Raw genomic sequence first — 22426 nt, 5'->3', positions numbered from 1 at the left:
ATGAATTTAGGTATGTATAGTGTTGTAATGTATGCTAAGTAAATGAAACGGAAAATTTATTTGTTTACGAATACATTTCCATATGGATGTAGTGTTGAGGCTTTTTTGGAGAATGAAATGATGATCGCATCTCATTTGGATATGAATATAATACTAATTCCTTTACGTCGTCAAAAGGGATGTCGTAAATTACCTGTTAATGTATCGGTATGTAATGATTTAATAGCAATATCTATATTGTGGAAAATATGGGCTGTATGTAAATTATTCGTAACGCATTATGTTTGGAAATTATTTTTTGTAGCAGATCGACCTCGAAGTAAAAAAGAATGGTTTCAAGCGATAAAATACTTATATGGTGCCTTTTTAATTGAGGCTTTTTTAATTGCAAACAAACGACTATTTCACGATAATGGAATTTTGTATAGTTATTGGTGTAATCATACTCCGTTGGGTTTGTGTTTGGCCAGAGAAAAAGACGATTTCTATAAGAAATTTGCAATTTGTTCGAGGGCACATGGATATGATGTATATGAACGCCTGGTTGGAACTTATTTCCCATATAGAAAAGAAACTTTAAAAATGATGGATGCTGTCTATGTAGTTTCTAACAAGGGTGCCGAATACATGAAGACTCTCTATCCTGAGGTGAGTTCAAAGATTCATGTTTCGTATTTAGGGGTACTACCTTCTACTGAACCGAATGTAGAAAAGCAGGATTCCATAATTTCGTTAATTTCGTGTTCGAAAGTCTATCCCTTGAAAAGAGTAGAACTTATTTATCAATCGATCAATAACTATTGTTTAGAGAATCCTTCAAAGACTGTAAAATGGACTCATATTGGCGATGGTGAAGGTTTTAATAATTTGTCAAGGTTAGTAGAAAATAAGGCATCCAATCTTTCCGTGATATTGACTGGAGGGATTAGTAATTCAGATGTTTTATATCTGTATCAAAGAAATTATTTCGATATATTTATTAATTTAAGTCTTTCTGAAGGAATTCCGGTTTCGATTATGGAGGCCATTCGGTTTGGAATTCCAATTATTGGAACTGACGTTGGTGGAAATAAGGAAATCGTAACTCAAAAAACCGGAGTATTAATTCCAGTAGATTTTACGCAAGAACAGTTTGTTCGGGCTGTTACACATATTTTAGTCACCGGAATGAAAATGAAATCCGATGTATTGAATTTTTATGAAAAAAATTTTAATGCATGGGTTAATTATAAGAAATTCTATCATGATATTTTGTTTTTATCGTGATAGGTCGATTACTTTTTTAGGTAGATTATAAATGAATATTTTATTGATCAATCATTATGCAGGAAGTCCAGAGTTGGGAATGGAATTCCGGCCTTATTATATGGCTAAGGAATGGATAAAATCCGGAAATAGAGTATTAATTGTGGGTGCTACTTTTTCCCATCTTAGAAAAACACAGCCTGTTTCTGGAAAGCAGAATATTGACGGAGTTGATTATTATTGGGTGAAGACCAATGCTTATAAAGGGAATGGAATAGGACGGATATGTTCAATGTTTTTATTTGTCGTTAAATTACTGTTTTGTTTCAGGAATGTATGTAAATCATTCGGACCCGATGTGGTGATTGCCTCCTCTACCTATCCGTTAGATATATTTCCGGCAAGAAAAATAGCAAAAAAGTATCATGCAAAATTAATTTTTGAAGTGCATGATCTATGGCCATTGTCCCCTATGGAAATAGGAGGGTATTCAAAATGGCATCCGTTTATTCAGGTAATTCAATTCGCCGAAAATTATGCTTATAAAAACGTGGACAGAGTTGTTTCAATGTTGCCTAATGCGGAAATGCATATGTTGGAACACGGATTGGCACGTGGAAAGTTCGTCTATATTCCGAATGGTTTTAATGAAGAGGAATGGACTGTAGAAAATAAAAATATAGTTTGTAAATATCAGGATTTGTTGAAACAGATGAAATTGTCGGGGAAAAAAATAATAGGTTATGTAGGCGGACATGCTAAATCTAATGCTCTTGATATTCTGATAGATGCGATGAAATTAGTTAATAATCCCGATATAGTATGCGTTCTGGTGGGTAAAGGACATGAGAAAGAACGGCTAATGTGTAGAGTTGCGGAAGAAGGAATTAAGAATGTGATGTTTTTAGATCCCGTGCATAAAAACGAGATCCCGGCTTTGCTTCTGTGCATGGATGTGTTATATATTGGTGGGGCGAATAATCCATTATATCGGTTTGGTATTTCTCCTAATAAATTGATTGATTATATGTTGTCCGGAAAACCGATTTTGCATGCTATCAATGCTGCGAATGACTGGGTTACCGAGTATGATTGCGGTGTTTCTGTGCCTGCCGAATCTCACGAGAAAATCGCTGAAAAGATAGAGTATCTGGTGTCGCAGGACGAACTTATGTTGAAAGAAAAGGGAAAAAATGGGGAGGAATTCGTAAGACAGAATCTAAGTTACTCTATTTTGGCTGGTAAGTTTATAAATGCTGTTAAGGGATAAATATCTGTTGACACGATGTGCGCTTTGTGGCATTTTCTTATCTCGTATTGAAAGTAGGATTATATTGTTTCTAAAATTAGGGAATTTTACAATTAAAATAATATGAAATATTCTGAAATAGCTTATTTTTTAAATAAAAACCTGATTGGTGCTGATGGAGAGTTTGTTACCTATGCTTCTTTAGACGACATAAAGCCGGGTAGTGTGGTATTTGCCAAACGATTCGATACGGTTATAGTAGACATTCTCAATAGTGCGAAAAATATAGTGGCGATTGTTACTTCCGAATATGAAGGTCGGCTACACGTATCTCATATTTTATCCTCCAATCCGAGACTTGATTATTTAAGGGTATTGGAGCATTTTTTTTCCAAAGAAGAGATAAAGGTTGGAATACATCCTACTGCTGTAGTGGAATCGGGTGCGGAAATAGGGAAAGAGGTCTGTATCGGGGCTAACTGTTATATAGGGAAGCAGGTAAAAATAGGGGATGGATCTTTTATTTCTCCTAACGTTGTTATTGAAGGTGTGTGTGAGATCGGTAGACATGTGCATATTAAATCAGGTGCTGTAATCGGGCAGTCCGGGTTTGGCTTTGAAAAGGATGAACGGGGAGTTCCGGTACATTTTTGTCATTTGGGCAAAATTGTAATAGGTGACTATGTATATATTGGTGCAAATACGGCTATAGATCGTGCGACCTTGGGTGCAACGATCATTGGGAATCATGTGAAAATAGATAATCTGGTACATATTGCCCATAATGTTGTAATTGATGACAATTCTATGGTTATTGCCGGAACGGTACTTGGTGGAGGTGTTCATATTGGACGTAATTGTTGGATTGCACCGAATGTTTCTATTAAACAACAATTACGTATAGGGGATAATGCGTTGGTCGGTCTTGGGGCAGTAGTAGTAAAAAATGTAAAAGCGGATTCTACAGTAATTGGTAATCCTGCAAAAGAATTAATGAAGTAGGTATGATGAATTTTAATAATGTTTTAGTTTTGGCTCCTCATACGGATGATGGGGAATTGGGACTTGGGGGAACGATACACTCTTTGATACAACAGGGTAAGGAGGTTACCTATGTAGCATTTTCTACTGCTGAGGAGTCAGTTCCGGTTGGGTTTCCCAAAGATATTTTAAAAACCGAAGTTAAAAAAGCTACACTCAAATTAGGGATAAAACCGGAGAATCTTATTATATATAATTATCAGGTACGTAAGCTGAATTATGTGCGTCAGGAGATATTGGAGGAGCTTATAAGAATTAGGAAAACTAAAGCTTACGATTTGGTTTTTATACCCAGTCTACATGATATACATCAGGATCACACTACTATCGCACAGGAAGGTGTAAGAGCTTTTAAAAATACAACAATACTGGGTTATGAATTGATCTGGAATAATATGACATTTAACACCCAATGTTTTTTTAGACTCTCAAAAGAAGATATAGATGCCAAAGTTCTTGCTTTAAAGGAGTATGAGTCGCAGGGGAAGAGGGATTACTTGTCTGAAGAATTTATTTATTCCTTGGCAAAAGCCCGTGGTGTCCAGGTAGGAGCGCCATTTGCCGAAGCATTTGAAGTAGTTCGGTTGTTTTTATAGATAGCTAAATTTCGTACAACAGTATTTTTGAAATTCTGTGTGATTAGAAAACCGTAGCTTGCTTACGATAGGTAGTGGAGGCTTGCAAAAAAAGCTTATTTCTTTGATAAATTTTGCGTAACCATGCGGGATAAAACGAGTGGGTGGAATTGGTGGAAGGTGGATTCAATTTGTTGGCGGGTAGTGATGCGGACCGGATATTGACTTGTGTGAAAGAATTGCAGTTAAAGGATAAAGTCGGTTTTGAAAATCGGTTATATGGAAATGGAGATGCGGGAGATAAAATACTGGGAATATTAAAGACGTTCTAAACGTGTATTTTTTATTGATCTCTAATTTGATAATTCTTCTATAAGTTTTACATGTGTATTTTTTTAATGAATGTTTTATAGACGGCAGTTTATAAAGCAATGGAGTGTATGGTCTTAATTTTAAAATCTTTATTATATGATACCTTTTTCACCGCCTCGAATGGATCAAAAGATCATCGATGAGGTTGTTGATACATTGAAATCCGGTTGGATTACTACCGGTCCGAAAACAAAAAAATTTGAAAAGTGTTTGACCGCCTATTGCGGAAATAAAGCGACATTGGCTGTAAATTCAAATACGATCGGTTTGGAGGTTGTGTTGCGGTGGTTCGGCGTAGGCGAAGGCGACGAGGTGATTGTTCCCGCTTATACTTATTGTGCTACGGCTAACGTAATCGTACATTGTGGAGCGAAACCCGTGATGGTAGATGTCAATGCGGATGACTTTAATATTTCGGTAGAAGGTATTAAAAAGGCAGTTACTTCTCGGACAAAGGTTATAATACCTGTCGATTTAGGAGGAATGCCTTGTGATTATGATGCTATTTTTGAGTTGATACGATCTTCCTGTATTCGAGAAATGTTTACCGCAACGACAGAGGAACAAAAGAGATTGGGACGAATTCTGGTTTTATCCGATTCTGCTCATTCTATTGGAGCAGAATATAAAGGACGAAAAGCGGGAAGTCTGGCCGATATATCGGTATTTTCTTTTCATGCGGTGAAAAATCTGACTACGGCGGAAGGTGGAGCAATTATGTTGAATTTGCCGGAGCCATTCGATAACGAAGAGGTCTACCGTTATCTATGTACCTATACGTTGCATGGGCAAAATAAGGATGCTTTGGCTAAAACCAGAAAAGGGGCTTGGCGTTATGACGTTTTAGTTTCCGGGTTCAAGGGTAATATGACCGATATTCAGGCTTCTATCGGTATTGTGGAATTAGAACGTTACGAAGGGGATACATTAGTTTATAGAAAACGTATTTTTAAAAGGTACGAAGAGGCTTTTTCGAAATATGCATGGGCTCAGTTACCGATATATAAAACGGCAGATAAAATAAGCTCGTATCATGTGTATTGTTTGCGGATAAAAGGGATTACAGAAGAACAACGGGATGAGATTATTCAAAAGATTTTTGATCGAAACGTTGCCGTGAACGTACATTTTCAACCGTTGCCTTTACTAAGTGCTTTTAAGGATAAAGGTTACAGGGTAGAAAATTATCCGATATCCTATGATAATTATAGTCGGGAGATTTCTTTACCTGTTTGGTACGGATTGACTGATGAAATGGTGGATGAAGTCGTAACAGCTGTTGTCGAATCAGTTATAGATGTGATATAATCGTTTTATGATTCGTTTTTTTGACCTATTCTTTTCTTTGGTAGGATTGATTGTCCTGTTCCCTTTGTTTCTCGTTATTGCCGTATGCATTGTATTGGACAGTCGGGGAGGGGTATTCTTTCGACAGGTACGTGTTGGGAAAAACGGGAACGATTTTCGACTGTATAAATTTCGTTCTATGGCGAAAGGAGCTGATCGAAAAGGATTGATAACGGTAGGGGAAAATGATTCGCGGGTTACTCGTGTCGGACGTTTTTTGAGAAAATATAAGTTAGATGAATTACCGCAACTTCTCAATGTATTTTGTGGAGATATGAGTTTGGTCGGTCCGCGCCCTGAAGTACGAAAATATGTGGATTTATATACAAGAGAACAGAGAAAGGTATTATCAGTACTTCCGGGAATAACCGATTATGCTTCGATAGAGTATATCGACGAGAATCGGATTTTAGGACAAGCCTCTAATCCTGATAAAGCGTATGTGGAATTGATTATGCCGGATAAGATTCGTTATAATATGAAATATATTGATAGGCGTTCCGTGAAAGAGTATTTTAAAATCATTTTTTTGACATGTATAAAAATAATCAGATAATATGAAGAATTTTGCGTTGGTAGGGGCAGCAGGGTATATTGCGCCCCGGCATTTGCGTGCGATAAAGGATACGGGAAACCGGTTAGTAGCGGCATATGATAAGTTCGATAGCGTGGGAATTATGGATAGTTTTTTTCCGGAGGCCTCGTTTTTCACGGAGATGGAGTTGTTCGACCGGCATTGTTCCAAACTGAAAGGTACGAGCGAGCAGGTGGATTTCGTGTCGGTATGTACCCCGAATTACCTGCATGACGCTCACATGCGTTACGGGATGCGGTTGGGTGCGGACGTGATTTGCGAGAAACCGTTAGTGTTGAACCCGTGGAATATCGATGCCTTGGAAGAGGTGGAGCGGGAAACCGGCCATAAAGGATATACCATTTTGCAATTGCGTTTGCACGAGGCCATAAAAGCCTTAAAAAAGCGGATAGACGAGGGGCCGGAAGATAAGGTGTACGACGTGGATTTGACCTATATCACTTCCCGGGGAAATTGGTATTACACGAGCTGGAAGGGAGACGAGCACAAGAGCGGTGGGGTGGCTACCAATATAGGTGTACATTTTTACGATATGCTGTCCTGGATATTCGGTCCGGTAAAGGAGAACATCGTTCACGTGATGAGTCATGACCGGGTAGCGGGGTACCTCGGGTTGAAACGGGCACGGGTACGTTATTTCCTGAGTATTAACGCGGATAATCTGCCGGAGAACGCCGTGGAAGGGGAGAAAAGGACCTATCGTTCGATTCAAATCGAGGGAGAGGAATTCGAGTTCAGCCAGGGATTTACCGAATTGCACACGGAGAGTTACAGGAAAATATTGGCGGGAGAAGGATTCCGGATTGCAGAGGCCCGGAATTGTATCGATATCGTGCATGCTATCCGGCACGCGAATCCTGTCGGGTTGAAAGGGGATTATCACCCGTTGGCCCAATTGCCTTTGGCGAAGCATCCTTTCGGGTGGGAGAGGTAATTGGAGAGTAAAAATAAAAAGTTTAGGGCATGTGTTTTTATCACGTGCCTTTTTTATATAATATTGTAGCTTATTAGCGTGTAATGGATTTAAGATTGAAATGGACTTACATAGTTTATCCCAAAGAATAAAAGGTGAAGTGGAGTCTGATTTGCTCCATCGGGTAATTTACGCGACGGATGCGTCGGCCTACCGGGAGATGCCGTTAGGGGTCGTATACCCGAAAGATGCTTCGGATGTAAAGGAGATCGTGAAATTCGCGCGGGAAAATGAAGTCGGGTTGATCCCGAGGGCGGCCGGTACTTCGTTGGCCGGTCAGGTCGTGGGGGATGGTTTGGTCGTGGATATTTCCCGTCATATGAATCGGATTCTGGAGTTGAATGTGCAGGAAGAGTGGGTGAGGGTAGAGCCCGGAGTCGTGTTGGAGGCTTTGCATTCGTACACGAAGCCGTACGGGCTGTTTTTCGGACCGGAAACTTCGACATCCAACCGGTGTTGCATGGGAGGGATGGTCGGAAATAATTCTTGCGGGTTGCATTCGTTGGTATACGGCAGTGTCAGGGATCATCTGTTGGAAGCTAAAGTGGTGTTGGGAGACGGAACGGAGGCCGTGTTGAAAGGTTTGACGGTCGACGAGGTGGAAGGAAAATTGGAGTCGGATACGTTGGAAGGAGAGATATACCGGAAGGTGGTGGGGATGTTGCGGGAGCACAAAACGGAAATTCTCGAACATTATCCGGATCCGGCATTGCGTCGGAGGAACTCGGGATATGCTATGGACCAGTTATTGTATTCGGGTTATTTCGATAAACGGTATGACGAACCTTTTAATCTTTGTAAGTTGATAGCCGGCTCCGAGGGAACCTTGGCTTTTATCACGGAATTGAAATTGCATTTGGTGGCTTTGCCTCCGAATGAAAAGGCGGTGATTTGCATTCATTGCTCCGCACTGGAAGAGGCATTCGAGGGTAATTTAGTGGCTTTGAAGCATAAGCCGATGGCCGTAGAATTGATGGACCGGACGATTTTGGAATTGAGCAAAGGAAATATAGCGCAGAATAAAAATCGTTTTTTTATTCAGGGGGATCCGGCGGCCGTTTTAATCGTAGAGTTGGCTTGTTCTTCCCGTGAAGAGGTCGATCGGTTGGCGGATACGATAGAGGAAGATTTTAAAAAGCACGGGTACGGTTATCATTATCCTCGATTGTACGGGACGGATATCAAACGGGTTTGGGAGTTGCGGAAAGCCGGATTGGGGTTGTTGTCGGGAATGCCGGGAAGTGCGAAACCGGTTTCGGTGATTGAAGATACGGCTGTGGCTCCGGAACGTTTGCCGGCTTATATGAAGGATTTCGGGGCAATGTTGGAACGTATGGGATTGAGTTGCGTATACCATGCCCATATCGCGACCGGAGAATTGCATTTGCGTCCTGTTTTGGACTTGAAAAAAGAGGGGGACCGGAGGTTGTTTCGGCAGGTGGCGGAGGAGACGGCATTACTGGTGAAAAAACATAAGGGTGCATTGAGCGGGGAGCACGGGGACGGTCGGTTGCGGGGTGAGTTTATTCCGGTATTGTTCGGTCAAGAGGTATACGAGATGATGCGGGAGGTAAAACGTTGTTGGGATCCGGCAGGAATATTCAACCGGGGAAAGATTGTAGATACTCCTCCGATGGATAAGAATTTAAGGGTCAAAGAGGATCATGCCGGGGAGGATGATTTGAGAACCTATTTCGATTTTTCCCGGCAAAAGGGGTGGCTATGCGCTATCGAACAATGCAATGGTTCCGGGGATTGCCGGAAGGAGACCGAGTTCGGGGGAACGATGTGTCCGAGTTTTCGGGCGACGGGGGATGAAAAGGATACTACGCGTGCCCGGGCGAACGTACTTCGGGAACTGTTGGCTCGTCCGAAAACCGAACGGATATTCGACCAGCCGGAGGTATTGGAAATATTGGATAATTGTGTCTCCTGCAAGGCGTGTAAATCGGAATGTCCCTCAAACGTGGATATGGCCCGTTATAAGGCTGAATTCTTGCAACACCATTACGATGTTTGCGGTGTGCCTCTGAAAGCTTTACTTGTGGCGAACCTGAGTCGGATACAACGTTGGGGTATGTATTTGCCTTCCCTTTATAATGGATTCATCTCCAATCCGTTGACAGGCGGATTGTTGAAAAAACTTTTACGGTTCGCACCTGAAAGGAGTATACCGAAATTGTATAAAACGACGTTACGGCATTGGGCTGCCCGCCATCGGTCTTGTAATAAGGATTCGACCCGGGGAAAAATATACCTGTTTGTCGATGAATTTACCGATTACATGGATGTGCGGGTCGGTATACGGATGATCGAGTTATTGAGCGGATTAGGATATGAGGTGGTGATCCCCGAACACGTGGAAAGCGGAAGAACGGCGCTGTCCAAGGGGCTGTTGAAAGAGGCAAAGAAAATAGCCCGTAAAAATGTCGTTTTATTAAAGGATATCGTGACGGACGAGAACCCGTTGGTGGGTATTGAACCTTCCTGTATTCTCTCCTTTCGAGACGAATATCCCGATTTGGTCGGAGACGATCTGAAAGCCGAAGCTTCTTCTTTGGGGAAAAATTGCCTTTTGTATGATGAGTTTATAGTGCGGGAGATACGGAAAGGGAATATCCGGTCGGGGCAATTTACTCGTAAGCCGTTGAAAATTTTATTACACGGGCATTGCCACCAAAAATCCTTAGCATCGGTCGAGCCTTCCAAGATCATGTTGTCTTTACCTGAGAATTATGAGGTGGAGGTGATCCCTTCCGGATGTTGCGGTATGGCAGGGGCATTCGGTTACGAGAAAAAGCATTACGGGTTGTCCATGAAGATAGGGGAGCAGGTTCTGTTTCCGGCAATAAGGAATGCGGATGAAGGAGTTTGTATATCAGCACCCGGAACCAGTTGTCGTCAACAGATTAAGGATGGAACGGGACGAACGGCCCTGCATCCGATCGAGGTCTTGTTTCAGGCCTGGCAGGAGCCGGAGGGATAAAGGTTTTTATTTTTAATTTAGCGAATGAGATGAAACATATGGATTTGATCGATACAAATTTATTGAATGAGGTTTCTCGGCAAGCGGAAGAGAATCCGAGGTTACGAATGAATTATAATTTTCATGAAACGTTGGATGCAAAGGCTCAGCGTTTATTGAATGCTTTGGAACCGGGGACTATCTTGCCGGTACACCGTCATATCGCGACGGCAGAAACTTATATATTATTACGAGGAAAAATAAAGGTATTGTTCTACGATGAAACAGGAGAATTGACAGAGAGTGTCCTGTTGAATCCTTTAGCGGGAATTCATGGCATTCACATTCCCGCCGGACAATGGCATACGTTGGAAGTATTGGAGCAAGGTAGTGTCATTTTCGAGGTGAAGGACGGTCCTTACACGCCTTTGGGGAAAGAAAATATAATGGAGATATAGATTTTAGGGAAAACAAACGATACCCCTTTTCTGCTATTTAAATTAGTAATTTATGAGTTAATAAAGGATTTCTGTTTTAAAAGTTAAGATTTGAAGTTAAAAAGTTGTATGTTTGTGCGATTCATAAAGTAAATAGTCGTATTGAATGAAAGGTATTGTATTAGCAGGAGGCTCGGGCACGCGTTTATATCCGATTACGAAAGGGGTATCCAAACAATTGTTGCCCATCTACGATAAACCGATGGTATATTATCCGATATCCGTATTGATGTTGGCAGGAATCCGGGATATTTTAATTATTTCGACACCTCAGGATCTGCCGGGATTCAAGCGTTTATTGGGAGACGGGTCGGATTATGGCGTTTGTTTTTCCTATGCCGAGCAACCCTCTCCGGACGGATTGGCTCAGGCATTTATTATAGGTGAAGAGTTTGTGGGAGAGGATTCTGTTTGTTTGGTGTTGGGGGATAATATTTTTTATGGACAATCTTTTACAAGTAGTTTATCGGAAGCCGTGAAAATGGCGGAGGGGGAAGGAAAAGCGACTGTATTCGGTTATTGGGTGAGCGATCCGGAGCGTTATGGCGTTGCCGAATTTGATTCCAAAGGGAATGTTCTGAGCATAGAGGAGAAGCCGAAAGTACCTAAATCCAATTATGCGGTCGTGGGGCTGTATTTTTATCCGAATAAGGTTGTTGAGGTTGCAAAAGGAATAAAACCTTCAGCCCGGGGAGAACTGGAAATTACCACGGTAAATCAGGAGTTTCTAAAAGAAGAGGAGTTAAAGGTCCAACTATTGGGACGGGGATTCGCCTGGTTGGATACGGGAACGCACGACTCTTTGGCCGAGGCTTCTACTTTTGTGGAGGTAATAGAGAAACGGCAAGGTTTAAAAATTGCTTGTCTGGAGGAGATCGCTTATCGGAAGGGATGGATAACAAGTGAACAATTGGAAAAGTTGGCACAACCGATGATTAAAAATCAATACGGGCAATACCTTTTGAAATTGTTGAAATAGAGTAACTGAAGCGGGGCGTTTGTCGGGAGATACGGGTAAATTCATCGTATACTTGTTTTTCGATAAACTTTTAGCTTAAATATTTTAATTTGAAATAAGATGAAAAATATATTGATTACCGGTGGAGCCGGGTTTATCGGTTCGCATTTGGTCAGATGGATGGTGAATAAATATCCTGATTATCGGATCGTGAATTTGGACAAGTTGACGTATGCCGGAAATTTAGCTAACCTGAAGGATATCGAACATTGTCCTAATTATGTATTTGTGAAGGAGGATATTTGTAATTTCGACGGGATTCTGGAGATCTTTCGTCGATATAGCATCGACGGCGTGATTCATTTGGCAGCGGAGAGCCACGTGGATCGCTCCATTAAGGATCCTTTTTCGTTCGCTCAAACCAACGTGATGGGAACCTTGAGTTTGTTGCAGGCCGCTAAATTGGCTTGGGACGGAGAGTTCGAAGGTAAAATATTTTATCATGTCTCAACCGATGAGGTATACGGGGCGTTGAAAAACGACGGGAGTTTTTTCGTGGAGACGACGAAATACGATCCCCATTCTCCTTATTCTGCTTCTAAAGCTTCTTCCGACCATTTCGTGAGAGCTTTTCATGATACTTACGGTTTGCCGATAAAAATTTCCAATTGTTCTAACAATTACGGTCCTTATCAATTTCCTGAGAAGTTAATTCCGTTGTTTATCAATAATATACGTCATGATAAGCCGCTTCCGGTATACGGCAAGGGAGAAAACGTGCGGGATTGGTTATACGTGGTGGATCACGCGAGGGCGATCGATTTGATATTTCATGAAGGAAGGGTAGGAGATACGTACAATATAGGCGGTTTCAATGAATGGAAAAATATCGATTTGATAAAAGTGATGATCCGGGTAACGGATCGTTTGTTGGGGCGGCCGGAGGGTACTTCCGATAAGTTGATTACTTATGTGACCGACCGGGCGGGACACGATTTGCGGTATGCCATCGATTCGACGAAACTGCATAAGGAATTGGGTTGGGAGCCTTCTTTACAATTCGAAGAAGGGATAGAGAAGACGGTAAGATGGTATTTAGAAAATCAGGAGTGGTTGGATAACGTGACGAGCGGCGGTTATCAAACCTATTATGAAAAGATGTACGGTTCTGCTATTTAGAGTATTGTTGTATAATAATCTATTGGATGAAAGTAGTTAAGACAGATATAGAGGGAGTCGTGATCATAGAACCTCGGGTTTTTGGAGATGAGCGGGGATATTTTTTCGAGAGTTTTTCTCAGCGGGAATTTGAACGTCAAGTAGGAAAGGTAGTATTTGTACAGGATAATGAATCTCGTTCTGTATACGGAGTATTGAGGGGGTTACATTACCAATTGCCTCCCTACACGCAATCGAAATTGGTTCGTGCGGTGAGCGGTATGATTTTGGATGTAGTCGTTGATATACGGACCGGATCTCCCACGTATGGAAAACATTTGGCGATAGAGTTAAGCGGAGAGAATAAGCGGCAATTATTTATCCCGAAAGGGTTTGCACATGGTTTTGTCGTTTTAAGCAAGGAGGTCGTTTTTCAGTATAAATGCGATAACTTTTATGCTCCGGAGTATGAGGCGGGTATTTGTTATGATGATCCCGATTTGCGGATTGATTGGAGATTACCCGCGGAGGTTATGATTTTATCTGAAAAGGATAAGAATCGTCCTTATTTTAAGGACGTAAAAGGAATATGATTCCTTAAAGTTATAGGTTGCATCGGTTAAATTAAAATGAATCATGAATAGGTTGTTCGAGCTGAGAAGCTTGGCTTCTAAAGTTGTACACTCGAGATACATAAGCAGATGGATCGTATTGGCCATAGATTTGATTTTATCCGTTGGCGTAACCCTGTTTGTTTATTTTATTATCATGTATGTGACAAAAACGCCAATAAAGGCGGGGTATGTGGGGGGATTGACGGTATGGTCAGCCGTGTATAGCTTGTTGGCTTTTCTGGGATTGCATGCTTACCGGGGAGTCGTGCGGCATACGACACTGCAGGAAACGTGGCGTATCGGGGTGGCTATTATTTTGAAGGTGATATTGTTGTATTTTACCATTCATTGGATCATTCCGGAGGTCTCGGTAAACCGTTTGTTGTTGGGTGGGATTATCGATTTGAATTTTAGTGCCGTCGTGTTGGTTTCCCTGAGGGTCTTGTTTATCAATGTGTACGAATTTTTAAAGACGCATTCGATAGGCCAGGTCGAGCGGGTTTTAATATATGGTATGGATAGCAAAAGTGCTTCGTTGAATATTACGTTATCTAATAATTTCTTACCTAATTACCGGGTAGTGGGATACTTGACGATAGGCAGGCGATACAAGCATTATCGATTATCCGGAGTCTCTGTTTATTCCGTGAAGGGAGAGGAGTCTTTTAATCGTCTGGTAAGGCGCTTGCAGGTTAAAGGCATTGTTTTCCCGGATTATTGGACGGCCCAGGACGAACAGGACCGGTTGGTACGTTTTTGTCAAAAAAGAGGTTTGGAAATGCTTATACTTCCCGGAATCGAAGAGGTATACGATGGCAATCTGCCTCGTCCCCGAATGAAAACCATTCGCTTGGAGGATTTGTTGGGGCGCGATGAGATTCGAATCAGCATGCGGGAGATTTCGGCTAAATTGGAAGGTAAGGTAGTGATGGTTACCGGGGCTGCCGGTTCTATCGGAAGTGAACTTTGCAGGCAATTGACTCGTTTTAAGATCAAACAGTTGATTCTTTTTGATTCGGCCGAGACGCCTATGCATAATATACAGTTGGAATTCATAGATCGTTATCCGGGGACCTCTTTCGTTCCGGTTATCGGGGACGTACGTTCTCCGGAGCGGGTGGATTTCGTATTTCGTAAGTACCATCCGCAAGTCGTTTTCCATGCGGCGGCTTATAAACATGTCCCATTGATGGAATTGAATCCCTGTGAGGCCGTGTTGGTTAATGTATATGGGACTTGCAATGTAGCGGATTATTCCGTGAAATACGGGGTAGATCAGTTTGTCATGATCTCTACGGATAAGGCGGTGAATCCTACGAATGTGATGGGAGCTTCGAAACGTTTGGCGGAAATCTATGTCCAGAGTTTAAGTGTGGCTATTCGAGACGGAAAATACGCCGGACAAACCCGATTTATTACTACCCGATTCGGGAATGTTTTGGGATCTAACGGGTCGGTGATTCCCCGGTTCAGGGAGCAAATCAGAAACGGGGGACCGGTAACGGTGACTCATCCGGATATTATTCGTTATTTCATGACGATACCGGAAGCTTGTCGATTGGTATTAGAGGCCGGGACCATGGGGGACGGCGGCGAGATTTTTATATTTGAGATGGGAAAACCGGTGAAGATTGCTGATATGGCCCGGCGTATGATAGAATTGTCCGGGTTCGTTCCGGATAAAGAGATAAAAATCGTTTATACCGGTTTACGTCCCGGGGAAAAGTTATACGAGGAGTTGTTGAGTAATAAGGAGAATACGAGCCCCACGATGCACGATAAGATCCGTATTGCTAAAGTCAGAGAGTATGACCATGATGAGATAAAAGAGAAGTTGAAAGAGATTTGTGAATTATCGTCGGTTGTGAATATACCGGAAATGATTTGTAAAATGAAAATGATCGTACCGGAGTACATCAGCAAAAATTCGGAATTTGAGAAATTTGATAAAGTTCATGTTTAGTGTTTTAAGGTATGGCGAATATATTGATAACAGGGGCTAACGGACAGTTAGGCTCGGAATTTCAGGAAAGAAAGTTTTCATTGTTAGACGAGGTGTTTTACACGGATGTAGAAGAGTTGGATATAACGGATTTTAAAGCAATATGTTCGTTCATCGAGGTGCATGAAATCGATACGATCATTAATTGTGCTGCCTATACGGCGGTAGATAGGGCCGAAGAAGAGGAGGAGAAAGCGGCTTTAATCAATCGGGATGCCGTCGCTAATTTGGCTAAGGCTGCCGCGAGATTGGACTGTTTATTGATACATATCTCCACGGATTATGTTTTTGACGGAATTCATGATCATCCTTACACGGAAAAAGAGGCAACGAATCCGCAGACTGTCTACGGGCGTACCAAGTTAGAAGGAGAACAGGCTATCAAACGTTCCGGTTGCATGCATATTATTATTCGTACCGCCTGGTTGTATTCGGCATTCGGGCATAATTTTGTCAAGACGATTTGTCGCCTCGCTAAAGAAAAAGAGGAGGTGAATGTGGTGGATGATCAATGGGGAACTCCGACTTACGCGGGAGATTTGGCTGATGCTATAATAAAGATGTTAGAGAATGATGAATTACCGGAACATGAAGGTATCTATCATTACACGAACGAGGGTAGTTGTTCTTGGTATGAATTTGCAAAGGAGATCGTTTCTTTATCCGGAGAGAGTTGTCAGGTAAATCCTATTTCTACGGATCAGTACCCGGTAAAGGCGAAACGTCCGGTCTATTCGGTATTGGATAAGGCAAAGATTAAGCGGGAATTCGAAATAGAGATTCCGGAATGGAAAGAAGCCTTGCTCCGGTGTATGAACAAAGGATTCAAAGCATAGTATTTGGGCGGAGAAGAGTATTTGCCGGGGGAGAAAGGGGATTGCTTTCCGAGTATCGGAACGTTTGTGAGATTAGTAACGATATAAAGTATTGTATTAATCTTTATTTGTGAGATTTGGAAATAAAACATATCTTTGCAGGCGTTTCTTTTGAGGTTAAATGTGTTGATTATCAACAAAAAAGATATAATAGAATGATTGTAGTTTCAAATTTAGAGATTCAATTTGGAAAACGGGTTTTATTTCGGGATGTGAATTTGAAATTTACTCCGGGAAACTGTTACGGTGTGATTGGGGCGAATGGTGCGGGAAAATCGACTTTATTGCGGATGTTAAGCGGGGATTTGGAACCGACGCGTGGAACCGTAATGTTCGGTCCGGGAGAACGATTGTCGGTATTGAAACAGGATCATCAAGCTTATAATGAGTGTACGGTATTGGATACGGTAATGCAGGGGCATCTGGATTTATGGAATGTAATGAAGGAGAAGGATGCATTATACGCGAAGTCCGATTTTTCGGATGAGGATGGGGTCAGGGCTTCCGAATTGGAGGAGAGATTTGCGGAGATGGACGGTTGGAATGCGGAGAGTGATGCGGCATCTTTATTGAGTGGACTGGGAATAGAGGAGGAGTGGCATTATTCTTTGATGAAAGATTTGAGCGGTAAACAGAAAGTGCGGGTTTTGCTGGCTCAGGCGTTGTTCGGTAAGCCGGATAATTTATTGTTGGACGAACCGACGAATGATTTGGATATAGAGACTGTGATGTGGCTGGAAAATTATTTGTCAAATTACGAAAATACCGTATTGGTCGTATCGCATGACCGGCATTTCTTGGATGCCGTTAGTACTCATACGGTAGATATCGATTTCGGTAAGGTACAGCTATTTGCCGGTAATTATAGTTTTTGGTACGAGTCGAGTCAGTTGGCTTTACGTCAGGCTCAGGCTAAAAATAAAAAAGCGGAGGAGAAAAAGAAGGAGTTAATGGAGTTCATTCAGCGATTTAGTGCTAATGTCGCTAAGTCGAAGCAAACGACGAGTCGGAAGAAGATGTTGGAAAAGTTGAATGTAGAGGAAATTCTTCCCTCTTCCCGGAAATATCCCGGTATTATTTTTACCCCGGAACGGGAAGTGGGAGATCGGATTCTCGACGTACGGGGCTTGAGTAAGCAGGTCGAGGGGAAGTGGTTGTTCCGGAACGTGGAGTTTACCGTGGAGAAGGGGGATAAGATCGTATTCTGGTCGAAAGATCCCCGGGCAATGACGGCTTTATTGGAGATTATTACCGGAAATGATAAGCCTGATACAGGATCGTATAGTTGGGGTGTAACGATTACCAATGCCTATTTACCGTTGGATAATTCGGCCTTTTTTCAAACGGATATGACATTGGTCGAGTGGTTGGGGCAATATTCAATGGACACGAGTGAGACTTTTTTACGCGGTTTCTTAGGGAAGATGCTTTTTTCCGGAGAGGATATATATAAACGGGTGAAAGTGTTATCGGGGGGAGAGAAGATGCGTTGTATGATTGCCCGCATGATGCTGACAAATGCAAACGTATTGGTATTGGATTCTCCCGCAAACCATTTGGATTTGGAATCTATTCAGGCATTTAATAATACGTTGGTTGCATTTAAAGGCGTTGTATTGATGAACTCGCACGATCATGAGTTCATTCAAACGGTTTGTAACCGGATTATCGAGTTGACGCCTGACGGAATTATCGATAAACGTATGGATTTTGATGATTATATTACGAGTGATACTATAAAAGCACAAGCGGAGAAGATGTATAGATAGGGGCTATAAGAGGCTGTTGGGGTGTAAATGAAAATTTATAATTCCTAAATATGAAAAAATGAAAAAGATATTGATAACCGGGGGGGCAGGTTTTTTGGGTTCCCATCTATGCGAACGTTTGTTGGCAACAGGAGCGCAGATTACTTGTTTGGATAATTTTTTTACCGGTGCAAGGGAAAATATTGCCCATTTATTGGATCATCCTCGTTTTGAGTTGGTAAATCATGATATTGTATACCCGTACATTATAAAAGACGCGGATGAGATCTATAATTTGGCTTGCCCTGCTTCTCCCATTCATTATCAATATGATCCGATAAAAACATTGAAAACCTCCGTGATCGGGGCTGTTAATGTATTGGGAATGGCCAAGCAGTCCAATGCCAAAGTTTTGCAAGCTTCTACGAGTGAGGTGTACGGAGATCCTATCGTGCATCCGCAACCTGAAGATTATTGGGGAAATGTAAATCCTATCGGGATTCGTTCCTGTTACGATGAAGGTAAACGGTGTGCTGAAACCTTGTTTATGGATTATCATCGGCAACTGATGATTCGGATAAAAATTGTACGTATTTTTAATACTTATGGGCCTCGTATGTCAATAAACGACGGACGTGTAGTATCTAATTTTATTGTTAACGCCTTACGCGGGAAGGATATAGAAATATATGGAGATGGTTCGCAAACCCGTAGTTTTCAATACGTGGATGATTTGGTCGAAGGTATGATCCGTACCATGCAAACGGACGATAGTTTTACAGGACCCGTGAACATAGGTAATCCGAATGAATTCACTATCTTGGAATTGGCTCATCAGATATTAGAGCTCACGGGATCTAAATCAAAAATCATATTTAAGCCGTTGCCTTCGGATGATCCGAAACAGAGAAAACCGGATATTGCTCTGGCAGAAAAAGTATTGGATTGGAAACCGGCTATTCCGTTACGAGAGGGGTTATTACGAACGATTGATTATTTCCGGAAAATATAAAAATTCAGTGGCTGAATGAGATATTTTTAATTATGGAGTTGTTCGGTAGTGTTGAGGAACACGTGTAGATTCGAGACTTTATTGTTTTCTTTTGGCCTTTTCCCAAGCTCCTGTCCCTTTGTGTTTCCGTAAATAGAAGAAGGCTTTTATTACATTCAAGTTCATGAATACGAAATAATAAGGAATAAATAAAACTTTTACTTTGATGTGTCGTTGTTGCAGAATACTTCCCCCAATTGCCATAAGATAAAATAGACATTGAAGGACGAGCAGGATCATGTAGCCTGTTTGTTCCGGCCTTAGGCAGACGAGTAGAATATTTAAAGGAAACAGAAGAAAGAGAAGTACGGGTGTGATCGACCATCTCAAGGCCCTGTGGGAGATGTATTGAAAGCTTAATATGCCGTAGCGGAAGATATTCAACAAGGGGAGTAACCTCCATATCGCTTGCAGCCCGCCGGCGGCAATACGTACTTTTCTTTTTTGTTCATTCCCGATATCGGCGGAGGCGGATTCTATGGCGTATGCCGAATCTCTATAAGCGATTTTATAGCCTTGGGAAGCAATGCTCATGGATAGGACGAAGTCGTCTAATAGCGTATCTTCCGGCATGGTTTCAAAGAGTGAAGTACGGATGGCGAAAAGTTCTCCTGCAGCTCCTACTGTTGAATACAGGCGGGAATCCCACGATTTCAGTTTGGATTCGTATCGCCAATAAAAACCTTCTCCTCCTGCGGCAGCGTTATCTTTGTCTTCGACGACAATTCGCTTTTCTCCGGCGACGCAGCCCACGACAGGATCGGAAAACGGGGTTAGAATCTCCCGGATCGCTTCTTGGTTTAGCATGGTATTGGCATCTGTAAATACGGTGAAAGGGGTATGTATATATTGCATCCCCCGGTTGAGGGCAGCAGTTTTTCCTTTTCTTTCGGGGACGTACAAAACTGTGATTTCCGGATATTTAGCCAGTTTTAGATTCGTGTTGTCGGTACATCCATCCGTGACCCATACGATGTTTAATTTATCTTTCGGATAATTGAGTTGATTACAGTTTTCCATTTTCAAATCCACTATATCCTCCTCGTTATAGGCAGCAATTAGGAGGGTTGCCGTCGGGACCGGTTTTTGCAGGTATAACGGTTGAATAGGGTGTCTCTTTTCTTTTATTTTAACGAGTAAATAGAGGAGAATGCCGTAGCCTATGTAGGTATAGAGAACTATAATGGCGGTTATCCAGAAAAAATAGTCTATTCCGAGCATCTTATTTTAAATATTTTTCGAGGGTTTCTTTTAAGAGTAACGAGGATATCGGTTTGGTCAAAAAATCATTGCATCCGGCTTCCAGCGTTCGGGTACGATCATCGTTAAAAGCGAAAGCTGTTAAAGCGATGATCGGAATATCTTTGGATTTTCCCCGAATAATACGGGTCGCTTCCAAACCATCCATTTCCGGCATTTTAATATCCATTAGGATGAGATCCGGTTTCTCTTCATTGAATAATTTAATCGCTTCAATACCATTCCAGGCGTGTAATAATTTATATTTTTTACCTATCAGGACTTTTAGAAGCAAAAAATTACTTTCTACGTCTTCTGCGATTAGAATCGTGTATTGTTTGTCCATCTCTTCTTTTACGTTGATTCGATTTACAGGTTCTTCCGTGCTTTTTAATTGAGTCGAATGATAAGGAATCGTAAACCTGAATGTAGTACCTTTATTTAATTCCGATTCAACGGAGATTTCTCCATTCATTTTTTGAACGATCATTTTGCAGATGGCAAGACCGAGTCCCGTACCTTGAGAAAAGGAGTTGAGCTTGGTGAAACGACTGAAAATATCATTTAATTTTTCGCGTGGGATACCGCATCCCGTGTCTATCACGTAAAATTCTATTTTTTCTCCTAACAAATGATATCCGAAACGGATGTACCCCTTGGAAGTGAACTTTATGGCATTGGTAATTAAATTGGATAAGACTTGTGCCAGTCTGTTTCCATCGATCTGTATGATTAACTCCGCGGGGTGGTCCAATAACAGCGTTACGTTTTTTGCCGTACGATGTTGATACATCTGCAAAATCTTTTGGCATAATTCGCTGATATCGGTCGGTTTATCGTAAAACTCCAGGGTTCCGGCTTCGATCTTGGATAGATCGAGTATGTCGTTGACGAGTTGGATGAGTAGTTCCGAGTTATTCTCTACGATTTCCATGTAGTTCCGTTTCTCTTCCTGATCCGGAAGATCGCAGATCAACCGGGAAAAACCGATGATGGCGTTAAGCGGAGTTCTGATCTCGTGACTCATGTTTGATAGAAAAGTCGATTTCAACTGATCCGATTGTTCTGCTTTTAGCCGGGCTTTGATAAGTTCTTGCTCAGAATTTTTCATATCCGTGATGTCCCATGAAATCCCCACTAAAAAAGTAGGCTCTCCTTTATCGTCCCGGATTAGAGTTTTTAACGTTTTGACGGTTCGTAATTCTCCTGAATTATTTTGGTAAGTTTCGATGAATTCGATATCCTTGCCTGTACTTAATAAACGAAGATCGTCGTTTCTAAAATGTTCGGCATCTTTTTCATTGGGAAATATTTCAAAATCGGTTTTACCGATAACGCAGTCGGTCGGAATATGTGAATATATCTCAAACGCTTTATTCCAATACAGGTAACGGAGGTCTTTGGTATCCTTAACAAAGAGATAGACCGGAATATTATCTAAGACGGAATTAAACAGACTGTTTAATTCTTTAATCTTATTCTCGTGTTGTATGGTTGAAGAGATATCCCTGCAGAATACCCATATTTTTTCTTCTCCCTGATAATTTATGATTCTGGAGACTATTTCTACGGGTCTACTGCTTCCGCCCGGGTATTTATGCCTGGAAATATACCTGCATCCTGTTGAGTTCTCTCTGAAGAATTTTAATTTTTCAGGCCAATTCTTCTGAGTTATTTCCAAATGAAAATCCCAAATAAAATAGGTCGAGATAGGTTTATTTAAATTGTAACTTATCTTGGTTTGATCGTTGGCATAATAAAGAGACCCGTCGGTTCTGAGTGCATATATCTCTTCATTAGACGAATTCATGGCTTGAATGATCTCCTCTGTTTCTTCGGGAGAAGGGGGATAATTTTTCTCCGAAGAAGTCTTTTGTTGAATAGGGTCCGTATGAGGTAAATCATTTTCCATTTCCGAATAA

The 22426-nt window shown here is 41.6% G+C and carries 19 protein-coding genes; 17 read left to right on the top strand and 2 right to left on the bottom strand.

Annotation, left to right across the window (positions count from 1 at the left end):
• The first annotated feature begins 42 nt into the window (after window positions 1-42).
• The 17 genes from NVS78_RS12465 to NVS78_RS12385 all read left to right on the top strand — a co-directional run bounded on the left by NVS78_RS12465 (window position 43) and on the right by NVS78_RS12385 (window position 19226).
• Window positions 43-1266 carry a glycosyltransferase gene (locus tag NVS78_RS12465; protein WP_286359464.1) on the top strand — a complete coding sequence of 408 codons (1224 nt, stop codon included), beginning with the start codon at window positions 43-45 and terminating at the stop codon, window positions 1264-1266.
• Between the two features lie 31 nt (window positions 1267-1297).
• Window positions 1298-2515 (top strand): glycosyltransferase family 4 protein, encoded by a 1218-nt coding sequence (locus NVS78_RS12460; RefSeq protein WP_286359463.1) that lies wholly within the window; start codon window positions 1298-1300, stop codon window positions 2513-2515.
• Between the two features lie 102 nt (window positions 2516-2617).
• On the top strand, window positions 2618-3496 hold the full coding sequence (locus tag NVS78_RS12455) for a UDP-3-O-(3-hydroxymyristoyl)glucosamine N-acyltransferase (protein ID WP_286359462.1): 879 nt from the start codon (window positions 2618-2620) through the stop codon (window positions 3494-3496).
• A 2-nt stretch (window positions 3497-3498) separates the two neighbouring features.
• The gene (locus NVS78_RS12450; protein ID WP_041502331.1) at window positions 3499-4131 is read left to right on the top strand and encodes a PIG-L deacetylase family protein; all 633 of its coding nucleotides are present in this window, start codon (window positions 3499-3501) and stop codon (window positions 4129-4131) included.
• A gap of 143 nt (window positions 4132-4274) precedes the next feature.
• Window positions 4275-4442, top strand: coding sequence for a hypothetical protein (locus NVS78_RS12445; RefSeq protein ID WP_286359461.1), 168 nt, complete (start codon window positions 4275-4277; stop codon window positions 4440-4442).
• A 136-nt stretch (window positions 4443-4578) separates the two neighbouring features.
• Window positions 4579-5790, top strand: coding sequence for a DegT/DnrJ/EryC1/StrS family aminotransferase (locus tag NVS78_RS12440; RefSeq protein ID WP_286359460.1), 1212 nt, complete (start codon window positions 4579-4581; stop codon window positions 5788-5790).
• 7 nt (window positions 5791-5797) lie between these two features.
• Window positions 5798-6385, top strand: a complete 588-nt coding sequence (locus NVS78_RS12435; protein WP_286359459.1) for a sugar transferase — start codon at window positions 5798-5800, stop codon at window positions 6383-6385.
• Window position 6386: 1 nt separating this feature from the next.
• A complete protein-coding gene (locus NVS78_RS12430; protein WP_286359458.1) occupies window positions 6387-7358 on the top strand; it encodes a Gfo/Idh/MocA family oxidoreductase in 972 nt (323 codons plus the stop codon).
• 100 nt (window positions 7359-7458) lie between these two features.
• Entirely contained in the window at window positions 7459-10383 is a 2925-nt protein-coding gene (locus NVS78_RS12425) for an FAD-binding and (Fe-S)-binding domain-containing protein (protein WP_286359457.1), read from the top strand.
• A gap of 38 nt (window positions 10384-10421) precedes the next feature.
• Window positions 10422-10820: a WbuC family cupin fold metalloprotein gene (locus NVS78_RS12420; protein ID WP_286359487.1), complete on the top strand. Its 399-nt coding sequence runs from the start codon at window positions 10422-10424 to the stop codon at window positions 10818-10820.
• A 145-nt stretch (window positions 10821-10965) separates the two neighbouring features.
• Window positions 10966-11838: a glucose-1-phosphate thymidylyltransferase RfbA gene (gene rfbA / locus NVS78_RS12415; RefSeq protein WP_286359456.1), complete on the top strand. Its 873-nt coding sequence runs from the start codon at window positions 10966-10968 to the stop codon at window positions 11836-11838.
• A 99-nt stretch (window positions 11839-11937) separates the two neighbouring features.
• Window positions 11938-12996 carry a dTDP-glucose 4,6-dehydratase gene (rfbB, locus tag NVS78_RS12410; RefSeq protein WP_286359455.1) on the top strand — a complete coding sequence of 353 codons (1059 nt, stop codon included), beginning with the start codon at window positions 11938-11940 and terminating at the stop codon, window positions 12994-12996.
• Between the two features lie 26 nt (window positions 12997-13022).
• Window positions 13023-13568, top strand: a complete 546-nt coding sequence (rfbC, locus tag NVS78_RS12405) for a dTDP-4-dehydrorhamnose 3,5-epimerase (protein WP_286359454.1) — start codon at window positions 13023-13025, stop codon at window positions 13566-13568.
• 43 nt (window positions 13569-13611) lie between these two features.
• Window positions 13612-15552: a polysaccharide biosynthesis protein gene (locus NVS78_RS12400; RefSeq protein WP_286359453.1), complete on the top strand. Its 1941-nt coding sequence runs from the start codon at window positions 13612-13614 to the stop codon at window positions 15550-15552.
• Between the two features lie 11 nt (window positions 15553-15563).
• Window positions 15564-16427, top strand: coding sequence for a dTDP-4-dehydrorhamnose reductase (gene rfbD, locus NVS78_RS12395; RefSeq protein WP_286359452.1), 864 nt, complete (start codon window positions 15564-15566; stop codon window positions 16425-16427).
• 194 nt (window positions 16428-16621) lie between these two features.
• Entirely contained in the window at window positions 16622-18235 is a 1614-nt protein-coding gene (locus NVS78_RS12390; RefSeq protein ID WP_286359451.1) for an ABC-F family ATP-binding cassette domain-containing protein, read from the top strand.
• 58 nt (window positions 18236-18293) lie between these two features.
• Window positions 18294-19226, top strand: a complete 933-nt coding sequence (locus tag NVS78_RS12385) for a UDP-glucuronic acid decarboxylase family protein (RefSeq protein WP_286359450.1) — start codon at window positions 18294-18296, stop codon at window positions 19224-19226.
• Between the two features lie 78 nt (window positions 19227-19304).
• Here the strand turns inward: NVS78_RS12385 and NVS78_RS12380 are convergent, their stop codons facing one another.
• Together NVS78_RS12380 and NVS78_RS12375 are read right to left on the bottom strand one after the other, a co-directional pair.
• Entirely contained in the window at window positions 19305-20486 is a 1182-nt protein-coding gene (locus NVS78_RS12380; protein WP_286359449.1) for a glycosyltransferase family 2 protein, read from the bottom strand.
• Between the two features lies 1 nt (window position 20487).
• The gene (locus NVS78_RS12375) at window positions 20488-22416 is read right to left on the bottom strand and encodes an ATP-binding protein (protein ID WP_286359448.1); all 1929 of its coding nucleotides are present in this window, start codon (window positions 22414-22416) and stop codon (window positions 20488-20490) included.
• Between the last annotated feature and the right edge of the window lie 10 nt (window positions 22417-22426).

This window comes from Gabonibacter chumensis (assembly GCF_024741215.1).
Lineage (GTDB): Bacteria > Bacteroidota > Bacteroidia > Bacteroidales > Marinifilaceae > Gabonibacter > Gabonibacter massiliensis.
Note: the sequence above shows the minus strand (reverse complement) of the source record. Positions and strands in the feature narration are given on the sequence as shown.